The organism is Gemmatimonas sp., assembly GCF_046594945.1.
GTDB lineage: Bacteria > Gemmatimonadota > Gemmatimonadetes > Gemmatimonadales > Gemmatimonadaceae > Gemmatimonas.
The window spans coordinates 18,223-32,870 of record NZ_JBKJRB010000038.1; the positions used below are offsets into that span (position 1 = coordinate 18,223).

Below are 14,648 nucleotides of genomic sequence, written 5' to 3' on the forward strand. Positions count from 1 at the left end.
TTCTTTTCAAGAATTGCACCACGTGTCACCGGCCGGGCGGGCCCGGTCCGTTCTCACGGCGCGCTTGCGACAGCGCGAAGGCAGACGTCGACGACATGCGCGACGCGGTGACATCGGGCTACAGGCCGCCGTGGCACGCCGACGGTCCGCACGGCACGTTCGGAAACGATCGTCGGTTGTCCGATCTGGAGCAGTCGACGATCGTACGGTGGATCGACGCCGGGGCGAGGAAGGGCGACGAGAAGAAGGCGCCACCCAAGCCCGTGTAGGCAACCGGCTGGGAACTCGGCACGCCCGACGCGATTGTCACGATTTCATCGCGCCTCGCGACCGCCTAGCGCACCACCCAATCGGCGGTCAACAGTGCGGTATCCCATCCGATGCGCAGTTCCCCACGCTGCGCGCCGGGTACCGTGGAGGGCACAAGCCAGATCGACAGACTCTCCAGCGGCGTTGTGCTCGTGCTCTGACGCAGCTCGATCCGTGCGACATCTTTTTTCGCATCGTACGGCGTGAGGTTCACCGACGCCGCGCCCGTCGTTTCCGCTTGCAGGATCAGTGTCCAGCCCGTGCGAGCGGGAAGCAGCTGTGCGATGTAGCGACCCTTGGGCACGTCCTTGCCGCCGAGGGTCAGGTCGACGTCGGTGGTGAACAGCGTGGCGCCGTTCGCGCCGAGCCGCCACACGGTGCCGAACGGCACCAGACTGTCGGTGTTGATGTGGCGGCCACGAAGGTGTGGTTGTCCGTAGTCGATCCGCATCACCGCCGCCTTACCCGCCGCGCGCTGCGCCGCGGTATCGACCAACGTGAGCGACACTTCGGCGATAGCCCGCGTGCTCGGAGCGGCACGACGCGCGCCGGACTGGGCCGCCAGTGGGGCCGTGAGCAGCGCCGACAGCGCGAGCGTGCTGAGTCCGTATGTGAGGCGCACAAGCGCCGGGTGGTGACGTGTCATGGGCGGGGCGGGATGAAGGAGAGAGCGTATGATTGCACAACTCTACACAAGCTCGGCGTTCCGCGCATCGGCCGTGGCTTTACTTCGCCGGCCGCTTTCGGCGAAGACGTAACGTAGGGGGACGCCAGGTGGCCTTGTCGCCCTCCACGCCCAGCTTCGCACTCACGACCTCCAGTCGTTCAGCCTGCACCACGATCAGCACTACGCTCGTGTCGCGATCGGGATAGAACGTGCTCCATTGCGGGTTCCAGTGCGCAGCCTTTGTGGGCCCATCTCGCACCACGCGCGCGCGTCCCGTCAGCGCGACATAGCTCTGCGTGACCGGATCGAAATAGTGCAGCACGACATGCGGATGGCGTGTGATCTCGGCGACTTTTCGCGTGCGCGGGTTAGTCGCGAACCACACCGCCCAGCTGCTGTCGGGCGCCAGCGGCTGCACGGTGCGCGCCTGCGGATGTCCGTTGGCATCGGTCGTGATGAACGTGGGATACGGCACGCTCGCGACAATCTGCCGCGCGGCGGCTTCGAGTGCCGCCGGTGTGAGCACGAGTGTCGCCGCCGGCGTGGACTGCGCCGACAGTACTGCGGGAATGACCGCCACCAGGGCGGAGAAGATACGGCGGCTAGGCACACGGGGAATCTGATCAATCGGCGTGCAGCACGCGAGGCGTGTGCCGTTCAACCGCCGAGGCGACGCCTACCGCGCGAGCCCGCCGTACTCCCACCACCATGGCATCGAGATCTCCCCAAGAATGCCGCGTGCCAATGCCGGATAGATCCGCTCCGCCCGCACATCATTGGCGAGAAACACGACGCACCGACGCTGCCGCTCGACACAGATCACCATGTTGCCGGTGGAATCGTTGTGGCCGCCCTTGAACCACGCCGCACCGTGCGTGCCCTCGAACGTCACGAGCCCCACTCCCGCCGACAGCGCTACCGCCGCATTCGCGCTGCCCGTGCTGGTATCGAGCGTCGGGAACTGCTGGCGTGACGCGATGGGAAATTGCGGTCGCACCAACTCGACGCGCGACGCCGCCGAAAGCCCGTCACCGCGCACGATACCGTTCCACAGCTTCGCCTGATCCTCGATACTCGTGTCCATCGAACCCGCCGCGCTGGCTCGACTGCGTTCGTCATGCGGTTCGACCGAGCCGTCGGCGCGAAACCCATCGGCAAGATTCTCACGGAAGTCGGGGCGCCATTGCATGCTGGTGTGCGTCATGCCGAAGCGCTCGAACACGCGACGCTGCATTTCGGCGGCGAGATCGAGACTCAACCCTTCCTCGAGGATCAACTGCAGGATGTAAAATCCCTCACCCGAATAGCCGTATCGCGTACCGGGATCATGGTGAAAGCGCAGGCGCTTGTCAGGCTCCAACCACCGGAAGTTGGCGAATCCCGTGGTGTGATTCAGGACCATGCGCGGCGTGAGGTCGCCCCATCTCGGATCGGTGGCGAGCTCCGCGTAGTCGGGATACTCCGGCAGTGGCTTGGGCAGCAGCGCGCGCACGGGCGCGTCGAGGGAAAGTCGCCCCTCGTCTACCAGCTGCATTACCACGTACGCCACCGCCGTTTTGGTGAGCGAGGCGCCGTACATCACCGTGCTCGTGGTCAGTGGAGCACCATCGGCTGAACGACGGCCGTACGCCGCCACGTGAGTGATCGTGCCGGCGTCAATGACCGCGAGCGCGAGCCCTTGCACCTGCTCCCGCTGCATCAGCACACGGGCGAGCGAATCGATCGCAGCGGCCTGCGGCAACGTGGGCACGTTGGTGGCCGGCCGACAGCCCGCAGCAAGGAGTGTCATAGCGGCGGAGATCGCGAATGTGGCGAAGGCGGAATGAGCGGATGACAAGCGCATGCGCCACCTACGCGACCACGTTGGTCGGAGATTCACGACACGGCGCAGGACGCTCCACCTACCAATCAGTCGGCGCGTAGTCCTTGAGGAACTGCCCCCACACGTGCACTCCCCCCGAGACACCGGCAATGATCGGATCGACGATCCGCGCCGCCCCGTCCACGATATCGAGCGGGGGATGGAAGCGATGATTCTCCACCTTCCGCGCGGCAAGCGCTGCCACATCTTCGTCCGTCACCCAGCCGGTGTCCACGCTGTTCATGTGGATGCCGTGCTGTTGATAGTCGGCGGCCGAGGTGCGCGTCATCATGTTGAGCGCCGCCTTGGCCATGTTCGTGTGCGGATGACGCGTCGTCTTGTTGTTACGGTAGAACTGTCCTTCCATCGCCGACACGTTCACGATGTGCTTGTCGCGATTCTCCGTACGGAGCATGAGCGGCTTCAAGCGCGCGTTGATCAGGAACGGCGCGATCGCATTCACCAGCTGTACTTCCAGCAACTCCACACTCGGCACTTCATCAAGCAACAGGCGCCACGAGTTACGCTCGCGCAAATCGATTTGCTGCAAGTCCTGATCAAGCTTGCCCGCCGGAAAGAGCTGGTGCGCCACGAGCATGTCGTCGGGCACCAGCGGCACCTGAGACAGCGCGGCCGCGTGCGTGAGACCCACACGCGCCAGGGCAGCGCCACTCTGCACCACCGCCGCGCTACTGCTCGCGTCGGGATCAGGAAGCAGCTGCGCGCCACGCAGTCCCTCGTAGGTGCCCAGGATCTTGCGTGCCGCCGACGACAGCGTGCTGGCGGCCGCGGTCTCACCGTCCATCATGTGCGCGTAGAACGCGGGCGGGCGGCGCACCGTCTGACAGGCGTTGTTGATGATGAAATCCAGACGTGCTTCAGTGTGCAGCAGCTCACGGCAGAACGCTTCCACACTTGGCGTGTGTCGGAGGTCGAGCCCGAAAATCTCCAGCCGATCGCTCCACACCTCGAAGTCGGGCTCGGCCGCGTAGCGCAGGGCCGAATCACGCGGGAAGCGCGTGGTCACCAGCAGTCGCGCGCCGCAGCGCAGCAGCTTGAGTCCGGCCTGGTATCCGATCTTCACACGGCCGCCGGACAACAGCGCGGTGTGTCCGCGGAGGTCCGCCAATTCCGTGCGCTTGGCGAAGTTGAAGTCGCCGCACGGCAGACACATCTGGTCGTAGAAGTGATGAATCGTCGTGAACTTCTGCTTGCAGATGTAGCAGTGCTGCGGCACGATCGCTTCGGACGCGTCATCCTCGCGCAACGCATCGGTGGACGTACCGGCTGCGCTGTCGCCTGACAGATACACGTTCGGTGTGGTGAACACCGGCTTGCGACGCAGTTCGCGGATGCCGGTTTCCTGCAGCACGCGGTCGTCGCGCCGCGCGGCCTCGAGCTTCCGCTGTTTGCTGGTGGCCTTCACCATCGAGCGGCGGGCGCGCGCGTCCGGATGAAATACGTGGCCGACCGCTTCCAGAAAGCGCTGACGCGCGTCGGCCGGCAGCCGCACCAGCAACGAACGATCGGCGATCACCTGTTCGAGCAGCGAGGTGGCAGCGCGGAGGTCGTCGTGGAACGCGTCGGCTCCGGGTTCGCGAGGCCTGTCGAGGGGGGTCACTGGATCTCCATCCCGAAGCATACCGAGGTGGCCCGGCGACCGCGACGGATCAGTCCGACTCCGGCGCGGCGGGGATACGGCACACCGTGAGCAGCATGTCGCTGGCCACGATCGCGCGCACGGCGTGGGGTTGCTTTGGTGCCAGCGCCACCAGTTCGCCGCCACCCAGCTGCAGCACCTCGCCGTGTACCGTGACATCCAGCTGGCCGGCGAGCACCTGAATCGTCACTTCACCGTCTGTCTGGTGCTCCTTGATGAACCCGTCCGCCTCGAACGCAAACAAGATCAGCGATAGCGGACCGCGACGCACAAGGGCGACCTGACGATGGCCGGCCACCGACGCATGCGCCTCAGCTCGAAGCGCCGCCGCCGCCGCGGCAAAGTCGATTCGCTGGACAGCCACCGCCAACCGATCGTGTGAATGCGGCCGTAGTCGTTCTTCGGGTGTCATGCGTAGCACTCCTGTTCGGGACGGCAGGTCACGAGCTCGAGATCGATCAACGATCGGCGCACACTATTTCGCTTCGACCGGATCGGGCACAATCGTCGCACATCCGCGCCAAGTGGAGTCTCCACGCGTGAGCACGGCGCGGCCAGGATAGCGCTGATCCGACATGCCATCGCTGCAGTCGCCTCGCTGGATCACCAGGGTAAGCAGTGGATCGACGCCGAAACGTCTCGTGCGATAGACGGCGCGGCCGTCGGCATCAAAGTCTGGCGGGGCGTACGGATAGACGGCGCTGTCGGCCCCCGCCCGGCTGAAAAGGACGCGATCGGTCCGTACGTTCGCCAACCAGAACGGCTCGGTACCGCGAGCCACGGTCAGCACGACCGGCGCCGAGCGCTCGCCGGCGCACGCGCTCACCGCGAGACTGCCAACACCAAGGAGCAATAGGGGTGCCACGATGCGATGGTGCATGACCGGAAGTCTAGCGCGTGTCCGTCGCCGCGCACGGCGGGACGCGTCGGTGGACAGCACGTCCGTCACAGGGTCGAACCGTTTGTCACAGTGCATGCTGGTTGCGACACTCCCGTTTCCCGATGCACCTGCCGATACTGGACAGGAGTTTATTCCTTTTTTTCTTACGCTTCACCTGGCTCCTGACACATGTGGAACGACCTCTGCGATGACGCCCACGAGGCGCACGCAATGAAGATTATCAACCGCGCTATTCTGACGATTGCCGTGTGTTTTCTCACCTTCGGTGGGTTTGCCTTGGCCACACGCCTCGGAGCCGACGCGCCGCCGAGTTCGGTGAGCTACGGCAGCGAACAGCCTTCAAAGGACGCCGCGGTCTTCGGCGACTGATTTTCCGTATAGTGGAATACGCGAATCCCTGCGGTGGTGCTTCGGCACGCCGCGGGGATTCGTCGCTTACGCCCGTCTCGTAGGCTCGAGCAGGCCGCGGCCGGCGCGGAAACCCCATCCCACTTCGTAAAGGACGGCAGCCCTATTGCGGCGGTCGCGAGTTCGGGAATACATCTGACGCGACCGCCAGCCGTCCGTTCCCCCTCCCGCCTCCCGCCCATGGATCGCCGCTCCGCGGTTCGCACCGCGCTCCGCAGCCTTGCCGCCGCCGCGCTGACCACCGTGGCCGCCCCGGCGGTCTTGCGTGGCCGCTATCGGCTCTTCGCTGCGAGCCCTGCAGAGTATTCGGCGCGCACGATCGCCCTGATGCACGAGGCGACCGTGATCGACATGCTCTGTCAGTTCGCGTTCGAGGACCTCCGCAAGGACGACGTGCCGTTGGCCACGCGATGGTTGCGCGATCCGGCGGCGTTCACGGCCGAGCACTTTGCGACGTTCCGAGATTCCGGCGTGAGCGTGCTGGCGCTGGGGAGTGGTCCCGGCAACTACGACGACGCGATGAAGTTCTACGCGCAGTGGAACGGATTTATCGCGTCGCACGGTGACTGGTTTACCCGCATCGACGACGCGGGTGACCTGCGATCGGTGAAGCCGTCAGGCAAGATCGGCATCATGCTCTCGGCGCAGATTTCCGACCATTTCCGCACGCCCGACGACGTGGACACGTTCTATTCGCTCGGTCAGCGTGTCTCGCAACTCACATACAACATGCAGAGCCGCATCGGGGCCGGTTTTCTCGAGAACCGCGACGGCGGTCTCTCAGCGTTCGGCCACAGCATCGTGCAGCGCATGGAACACGTGGGCATGGTTGTCGATCTGTCGCACTGTGCCGACCAGACCACCCTCGACGCTCTTGCCGCCGTCACGCGACCGCCCATTTTCTCGCATGCGTCCAGCCGCGCGCTCATGCCGACATGCCCGCGCTGCAAATCCGATGACGCACTGAAACGGCTCGCCGCCAAGGGCGGCGTGGTCGGCATTCCGATGATCCGCTTCATGATTCGCCCCGCGCCACCCGTGACGGTAGAGCATGTTGTCGATCATGTGGAGCACCTGTTTACACTGATTGGTCCGGATCACGTCGGCATCGGTTCTGATCTCGACATGGCGGGACTCGCCAACCCGTTCCCGCGCACTGGTGCCCCGTCGGTGCTCGGACAGCCCAACTTCAGTCGTTACGGGGCGTACTTCACGCCACATGGCGGCGCGCATGTGGACGGTCTCGATCATTCCAAGCGCATCTTCGATCTCACCGAGGCTATGGTGAGGCGCCAGCACTCCGACGCCAGCATCAAGCTGCTGCTCGGTGGCAGCTTCGCGCGGGTACTGTCGGCAACCTGGAAGTGAGGCACGGCCAATTTGCCCGCGACAACGCCTTCGGCACGAAGCGGATGAGCTGGCGCCGCCGCCGCGAGGCGTCGTCTGTCACGCAACCACACGGCCGGGCACGGCGGCTACGCACTGCGTAAGAACACGCAACAGGTCGTCAATCACAAACGGCTTGTCGAGCCGCCACACGTGACCGAGTTGCATCATGCGATCCTCGCTGATGGCCGCCCCATAGCCGGACATCAGGATGATCGGCATCTGCATGCCATGCGCACGCAGCTGTTCGATCAACTCCGTTCCCGTCAACACAGGCATGGTTTGGTCGGTAATCACAAAGTCGATCCCGGGCCCCTGCTGTACACGGAGAAACGCCTCGGTACCATTGCCGGCGACGTCGACTTCATAACCGTGCCGACGGAGCAGCGCCGCCATTACGCGTGAAATTGCCACTTCGTCGTCGACAATCAGCACGCGCTTCGCACCACCGACGGACGGCGGCACCACCGGTGATACGGCGGTCGATACAGCTGGTGTGGCGGTAGGTGTTCGCAGGCCTTCGATCACGTGCGCTGGGAGTCGCACGTCGACGGTCGTCCCACGACCCAGTGTCGAGTGCAACGCCACGGTTCCGCCGTGCGCGCCTACGATGCCGTGCAGCACGCTCAGGCCGAGCCCCGTACCTTCGCCCACCGGCTTGGTGGTGAAGAATGGCTCGAAGGCGCGCGTACGCACTTCATCGCTCATACCTCCACCGGTGTCGGACACGCACAGCAACAACGTGGACGCGCCCTCCAACCGGTCGGCGTCCGCCGCCCACTGCACCGACACCGTCAGCATTCCACCCTTTGTCTCCCGCATGGCATGCTCGGCGTTCGAACAGAGATTGAGGAGCAGCTGCTGCAACTGCGTCGCATCACCATACACCATGGCGTCCGGCGCCTGATTGTCGAGCACCAGTGCGACCGTGGACGGCAGGATGGAACGCAGCAACGACTGCATCTCGTCGAGCAGCACCACCATGCGAATGTCGACGTGCTTCGATGGGGTCTGACGACTGAAGGTGAGAATTTGCCGCACCACTTCGCGCGCGCGATTGCTGGCAATCAGCAGCTGCTGCAGCGCCGTCGACGCCGGGGCGGAGGGCGGAACGTCTGCAATCGCCAGTTCCGCGTTGGAGTGAATGACCGTAAGCAGATTGTTGAAGTCGTGCGCGACGCCGCCGGCCAGCGTGCCCACCGCCTCGAGCCGCTGCGTGTTTCGCAGATGCGACTCCAACTTGCGACGCTCCTGCTCGAGTCGTTTGCGATCGCGTAAATCGAGCAGGTCGAGATGGTCGAGCGTGGCGTCGTCGAGCGGAATGCGTGTGTGACCGACCTCCAACGGAATCCGCGCACCTTCGGGGCCGACCGCGTCGAGTTCGCGTCGCCACGTGGCCGGCGCGCCAACCGATAATCCGTCGCCGATGTCCGGCAGCAGCACACCGATCTGGCGCGACACGATCGACGCCCCGGGGGCCCCCAGCAGTGCATCCGCCGCCGCATTGGCCTGCCAGATCGTCCCGTCGAGGACCAGCAGCTGCGGATTCACACCATCAAAGAACAGCCGCCGGAATCGTTCCTCGCTCGTGGCCAGTCGTCGCTCGTTCGCTTCCGCATCGGCCGCGCGCTGGCGTGCCCGACGCGTGCGCAGCCGGTCGACGGTGAAGAACAACGCACCGAGGCCGATCGCGTACAGTACCAACGCGACTGGCGAGCGCCACGGCGGCGGGAGCACCGTGAATCGACGCTCCAGCACTTCCGACTCACGCCCGTTGAAGCCCATGGCGCGAACGCGGACCACGTGTTTGCCGGCCGGGAGTGCCAGCTGAGTGGCCGTTGGGCGATCGGTCCACGGGGTCGCGTGGATCGTCACGCCGTCGAGCTCGAAGCGATAGCGGGTGTCGTCTTCGCGGTGATAGGTCGCGGCGAGCACGTCGAGATCAATGCGCGACGCCTCCGCCGGAATTCGACGACCGTCGAACACCTTCGCTCCATGGCCATCGCGAATCTCGAGCGCCAGCAAGACCGGCGGCGGCGGCGTGCGACGTAACCCTGCCAGGCGGACAAACCCGGCACCGAGCGGCGTACCAACCCACAAACGGCCCTGCGCATCGAGCGGACCGATCGCGTTGATGAACGGATGCGGCAGACCGTCGGCATCGGTAATGGAAGTCACCACGGTATCCGCCGTCGCGAAGCTGTGCCCCAGCTGCATCACCACGAGTCCGCGGCTCGACCCCACCGCCACACGCTGATTGGGGAGCACGGCGAGGTCACTGATCTCGTTACCCATCAGACCGGGATGCGAGCGCTCGGTGATAACACGCCAGCTGGCCGCGCCACCGCAGGTGCGCAGTATCGCCAGCCCTTCACTGGTGCCGACGATCAGCGCGCACTCACCCGAGGCAAATCGCCACGACACCACGGCATTCATCGTGGCCCGGATCGGTACCGCTCCGCCAGGCACTAAGCTGAAGGTGGCGCCTTTGGAGCGCAAAAGCGCTCCGTCACTGCGTAGCGCAACGAGCGCCGGCGACGCCGTGAACGAATCGACGGTGGCGGCACGTACACTGGCGGGGAACGCCGTCCATGGCGCGAGCGTGCCGTCGTCATTGAGCACATACCCGCCGCGCAGCGTCGCAATGACCGGACGGATCACCCCATCCGGCGCCGGTCCCGTGATGAGATCGTGCACGTACTCACCGAATGGCAGTTCGAGCACGAGTCGCCAGCCGGATGGCGACGAGAGATACAGACGCCCGTCGACCGAGAGCAGCACCTGCGGCATACCCCGCACCCGTACCGACAACACGCGCACGCGTCCGTCACCACCGCCCAGCATCGCATCGGCCGCGGCGAAGCGTTTGAGATCCGGCAGACGAATGGCGCCGACGCCGAGCATCCAGGACCACACACCACCCTCGTCGGTCACGCCGGCCATGGCGGTCACCTGATGCCCAACCATCGCCGGCGGCAGGAGCAGTCGTCCCGCCACGCCGACACGGAAGCGCAGCAACGTCCCGCTTCGAAATCCGGCGTAGATCGTCGGTGAGCCCGTGCCATGGTCGATCGCAGCGAGCACCTGCGCGCGGGAACCACGGGTGCGGGCGCTGATGTCCACCAGCTGCGGAAGGCCACCGTCGGCGACCCGGAACAGCTCACCGCTGAGTGTCCCCAGCCAGGTTTCGTAGTGCTCGCCGATGCGAACCCGGAGCACGCGCGCTATGTGCACAGGCGGCCCCACGCGGCGCCAGCGGTCACCCATCAACACGAACGCGCCGCCTGCCGTCGCAACCACCGCCTTCGCGCTGTCGCCCACGCCCGCTACCGCCGGCGCGGCGGCGAGATGCTCGATGCGCAGGTCCGTGAGCCCCTCCCATCGAGTCCACGCTCCGGCACGGAGACGGGCCACCCCGCCACTGCGGGTGCCGATCCAGAGTTCGTCGGACTCGCCGACATGACCGACCGCCACCATGGCATCGAGGGGGGGCATCTGCACGGGAAGCGTCAGCCGCTCGAAGCGCGCACGGTCAATCAGCCGGTACACCCCGGAGGCGGCACCGACCACCAGTTCACGCTGGCCGTCAGACCGTCGCCACTCCACCGCCGAATAAATCGGGGCAAGCGTGTCGGCCAGACGCACATCGGCGATCCACTGCCCGCCGCGCTGCAACACCACGCCAAAGCTGTGCACGAAGTAGCGCACGCTGTCAGCCCCGTCGAGCACCGCCCGATACTCTCGGCGCGGCACCGTGGGCGGTAGCGACTCCGCTACCCAACTCCGCCCCGTGAAGCGACGCACGCCATCCGACGTCCCCACGATCAACCCGCCGTCCCGCGTGGGCTGTAACGAGAGCAAGGGGGCATCCGGCAGCCCGTCCCGTCGACCGAATGCGACATACGCCGCATCATCGATGCCCGCGCCCGATTGCGCGATGGCAACGGGCGCACACAGCATCGCACTGACAACCAGCGTCAGCCCGAAGCACAATCGGTCGAAGTGCGAGCGGCGGTATGTCGGGAACTGCATGAGTCGCTGCTACCCGTTCAATGGAGAGCCGATCAGCTCATGGCAAGCTGCTCCATTGGGAAGAAACGGGACCGCTCGCCAAACGCAAGACACCGCGCCCCGGTGAAGGGGATACCGGGTTCCCTCACACAACAGCCCTGATCACCCTAGTTTCCGGTGAGAGACCCGAGACCACTGTCGTGGGACCCCACTGTACCAGACGTCCATGTCGCCTGAACGCACCGCACCGTCCCTCGTCATTCTCGGCATCGATGCCGCCGACATCGAATTGGTGCAGCGGTGGACCGCCGATGGCTACATGCCCACGTTGGCCGGCGTCATGCAGGCTGGGTGCTTCCACAAGATCGGTGGGGCCGATCTCGTGAACGAGATGGGGAGCTGGATCTCGCTGTACAGTGGCGTCGCAAAAACGACGCACGGCTTTTACAGCGTGCGCCAGCTGGTGCCGGGCACCTACACGCTGATGCAGACCAACGCCGCCGTCGCCAAGGACGCCCCGCCCTTCTGGCGCTTCCTGCGCGGCGGCACGAAAAAGGCGGCGGTGGTCGATCCACCGGAGCTCGATGTCATCCCCGATGTGCCCGGCATTCAGCTCGCCAACTGGGCGGCGCACGAATCGGAACGGCTGTGGGAGATGGCGCGCTCGCTCCCGGAGCATGTGCTCGTGGAGGTGCGCGAAAAGTTCGGCGCAGGCCAAAAGCTCGCGACCTTCGCCCATCGGGGCACCGAGGAAGAAGATTTCACCGACTACCAGCGCGCCCTTGCCCGGATTGCGACCAAGGGACACGTGTGTCGCGATGTGATCGGCCGCGACACGTTCGACGTGGTCGTGGCCACATTTTTCGAAGCGCACACCATCGGACATCGTCTGTGGTCGTATCAGCCGGAGTTCGCGCCGCCCAACCGCCTCTCCAACGGGCTCCGTGATCTGTATCAGGCGATCGACGACGAACTCGCGCGCACCCTCGATGAGTTGCCAACCGACGCCAACGTGTTCATCATGTCGGCCTACGGCATGGCGGGCATGTTTCCCACCACGGGACTCATGGATGCGTTTCTCCACCAGCTGGGGTATCAGGTGCCGCTGCGCGCCGAACAACTGATCGCAGGTACGCGCTTCGATCCGCTCACACTGCTGCGTCGTGCGGTCCCGCAGCCCGTGCGAAAGTGGGTCAGTCAGTTCCTGCCCGCGAAGGTGCAGGAGCAGCTCATCGCCAGCGATTTCGCGGCCAATACCGACTGGAGTCGCTCCCTGGCGTTCGGGATCCCCAATCTGTATGTCGGGCAGATCCGACTGAATGTGCGGACACGTGAACCGCAAGGCATCGTCGAACCGGGCGCCGAGTACAATGCGCTGTTGGACCGCATCGAGGCCGATCTGAAGCAGCTCATCGATCCAAAAACCGGACGCCCAGCCGTGGCCCGCGTGTTTCGGAGCGCCGACGCGTTTCAGGTCGGCATCGATCACGTGTTGCCCGACCTCTTCGTGGAATGGGAGTGGGCCCCGCATTTCATGGACGAGGTGCTGCACCCGAGGGCCAAGCTCGTACAGGATCCGGAGCATTACCACCGCTCCAGCTTCCACCGTCCCACCGGTTTCGTGGCCGCCGCCGGCCCGTGGATTCCGAAGGACACCACGACGCATACGGTCAATGTGCGCGATCTCGCGCCGACGTTTCTCGCCATGCTCGACGTGCCGATCCCGGACACCATGACGGGTCAGCCGTTGCCGTTCGTGCAACGGCCGGTGTCCGCCACCACACGCGCCTGATCACAGCGTGCTCATATCACGACTCCGCCGCGGCCTCAGCCTCGGCGTGAACCGCGTCCCCAGCGTCGCGCTGCCGCTGGTGCTGGTGCTGGTGCTGGTGTTGGTCGCGCTGTTCATGCCGACGGCATGGTACGACACGTTGCCGCGCACGCCGGAACTTCCTGCGCGACCCATCAGCGGAACCACCTTGCTGCGCGTCATCCTCGGGCTGCAGGCGGTGGTGATCGGAGTCCTGGCGCGGCGTGGGTGGCGTTGGACTCCGTTGCCACCGGCGCTGCGTGTGTCAGGCTTCGCATTGCGCCGCGAACCGCACGACCTCGAGGCAGCATCGGCCCGTCGCTGGCTGCTGCTCATCACCCTCGTCGCGCTGGTTCTGCGCGTGTACGGCATCGGCGCCGATCTCTGGACCGACGAGTTGATGACCATCGATCAGACGCTGCCGATGTCGTTCGCCGAGATCGTCGGCAGCTACCAATCGTCGAACAATCACCTGCTGATGTCGTTGATCATCAAAGCGTCGGTGATGGCGTTCGGCCTGCACGAGTGGAGCGTCCGACTCGGTGTCGCCGCGTTCGGCGTGGCGTCTATCCCGGCGCTCTATCGTGTGGCACGCCTCGCGATGAGCCGTCGTTCGAGTCTTGGCGCGGCACTCCTGCTGGCGGTGTCGTACCATCATGTGTTCTTCTCGCAGAACGCGCGCGGCTACGTGGCCTACGTGTTCTTCGCGTTGCTCGCCACGCGGGCGCTGATCGATGCGCTTCGCGACGACAGGTTGTCAGACTGGGTGCAGTACGGCGTGGCCACCGTGTTCGGTATGATGGCGCTGCTGAATGCGGCGTTCGTGATCGCGGCGCAGTTGCTGGTGGTGGCCGTGATCGCGCGGCAGCAATGGAAGCGGGCCGGCGTGCTCGCACCGCTATTGTGGCGTCTGGTCAGCGTCTACACGGTCACGGGACTGTGCAGCCTCGGCCTGTACGCCGTGGCGTTGCCCGACGCCTATCTATACATCACGTCGGCCTACACCCTCGGCCAAACCGGATCGTCCGCGACCTCGAACGATCTGGTGAAGGTGGTGGCGCGAGGTGTTGTGGAAGGGTTCGGCCCCGGACTCGCGCTGGCCGCAGTGCCGTTCCTCGGGCTCGCCACCGCCGGCTTCGTGGTACTCTGGCGACGACAATGGGCAATAACCGCGCTGCTGTCGCTGCCGGGTGTGCTCACGGCGCTGCTCCTGGTGTCGCGCGGCATGACGTTCTCGCCGCGCTTCTTTTTGCTCTGGCTTCCGCTGGCCGTGCTGACGGCGGTCGTTACCGTCGATGCCACTGCAGCGCGGCTGCCGTTTGCGTTGCCGGCACGGCGGCAGGCGGTTTCCCTCACGCTGATCGGAGTACTCGCGACGCTCTCCGCACTCTCACTCGTGCGCTACTACGCCGTCCCGAAACAGCCCTACAGCGCGACCCTGCAGTATCTCGAGCGTGGACGCGGTGACGACGACCTCGTGCTCGCGATCCGACCCACGTGGCTTGGTGTGCACTATTACGGCACGAAGTTGCAGCTCTCGGTCGATCGCAACTATGTAGAGATTGGCGAAGTCGCCACGTTCGATTCTGCGATGACCGCGCACGGCACGCGGCGCGTACGGCTGATCACGACGCT

The 14,648-nt window shown here is 65.4% G+C and carries 12 protein-coding genes; 5 read left to right on the forward strand and 7 right to left on the reverse strand.

From position 1 onward, the window contains the following. The first annotated feature begins 95 nt into the window (after positions 1-95). Positions 96-269 (forward strand): hypothetical protein, encoded by a 174-nt coding sequence (locus tag ACLL97_RS04510; RefSeq protein WP_411279283.1) that lies wholly within the window; start codon positions 96-98, stop codon positions 267-269. Between the two features lie 65 nt (positions 270-334). Here the strand turns inward: ACLL97_RS04510 and ACLL97_RS04515 are convergent, their stop codons facing one another. The 6 genes from ACLL97_RS04515 to ACLL97_RS04540 form a co-directional block, all read right to left on the reverse strand. Then, positions 335-955: a DUF2911 domain-containing protein gene (locus tag ACLL97_RS04515; RefSeq protein ID WP_411279284.1), complete on the reverse strand. Its 621-nt coding sequence runs from the start codon at positions 953-955 to the stop codon at positions 335-337. Between the two features lie 79 nt (positions 956-1,034). Then, a complete protein-coding gene (locus tag ACLL97_RS04520) occupies positions 1,035-1,586 on the reverse strand; it encodes a pyridoxamine 5'-phosphate oxidase family protein (RefSeq protein ID WP_411279285.1) in 552 nt (183 codons plus the stop codon). A gap of 66 nt (positions 1,587-1,652) precedes the next feature. Beyond that, a complete protein-coding gene (locus tag ACLL97_RS04525; RefSeq protein WP_411279286.1) occupies positions 1,653-2,765 on the reverse strand; it encodes a serine hydrolase domain-containing protein in 1,113 nt (370 codons plus the stop codon). 112 nt (positions 2,766-2,877) lie between these two features. Next, positions 2,878-4,479 carry an SDR family oxidoreductase gene (locus ACLL97_RS04530; protein ID WP_411279287.1) on the reverse strand — a complete coding sequence of 534 codons (1,602 nt, stop codon included), beginning with the start codon at positions 4,477-4,479 and terminating at the stop codon, positions 2,878-2,880. A gap of 28 nt (positions 4,480-4,507) precedes the next feature. After that, a complete protein-coding gene (locus ACLL97_RS04535; protein ID WP_411279288.1) occupies positions 4,508-4,909 on the reverse strand; it encodes a cupin domain-containing protein in 402 nt (133 codons plus the stop codon). Positions 4,910-4,972: 63 nt separating this feature from the next. Further along, positions 4,973-5,377, reverse strand: a complete 405-nt coding sequence (locus ACLL97_RS04540) for a COG3650 family protein (RefSeq protein WP_411279289.1) — start codon at positions 5,375-5,377, stop codon at positions 4,973-4,975. Between the two features lie 231 nt (positions 5,378-5,608). Here ACLL97_RS04540 and ACLL97_RS04545 point away from each other — a divergent pair, with 231 nt between their 5' ends. Both ACLL97_RS04545 and ACLL97_RS04550 read left to right on the forward strand, forming a co-directional pair. Beyond that, a complete protein-coding gene (locus ACLL97_RS04545) occupies positions 5,609-5,767 on the forward strand; it encodes a hypothetical protein (RefSeq protein ID WP_411279290.1) in 159 nt (52 codons plus the stop codon). A gap of 219 nt (positions 5,768-5,986) precedes the next feature. Continuing rightward, positions 5,987-7,174 (forward strand): dipeptidase, encoded by a 1,188-nt coding sequence (locus ACLL97_RS04550; protein WP_411279291.1) that lies wholly within the window; start codon positions 5,987-5,989, stop codon positions 7,172-7,174. 78 nt (positions 7,175-7,252) lie between these two features. Here the strand turns inward: ACLL97_RS04550 and ACLL97_RS04555 are convergent, their stop codons facing one another. Then, positions 7,253-11,224 (reverse strand): ATP-binding protein, encoded by a 3,972-nt coding sequence (locus ACLL97_RS04555; protein ID WP_411279292.1) that lies wholly within the window; start codon positions 11,222-11,224, stop codon positions 7,253-7,255. A gap of 205 nt (positions 11,225-11,429) precedes the next feature. Here ACLL97_RS04555 and ACLL97_RS04560 point away from each other — a divergent pair, with 205 nt between their 5' ends. Further along, the gene (locus ACLL97_RS04560; RefSeq protein ID WP_411279293.1) at positions 11,430-12,995 is read left to right on the forward strand and encodes an alkaline phosphatase family protein; all 1,566 of its coding nucleotides are present in this window, start codon (positions 11,430-11,432) and stop codon (positions 12,993-12,995) included. 7 nt (positions 12,996-13,002) lie between these two features. Next, the coding region (locus tag ACLL97_RS04565) for a glycosyltransferase family 39 protein (protein ID WP_411279294.1) at positions 13,003-14,648 on the forward strand (1,646 nt) is incomplete at its 3' end.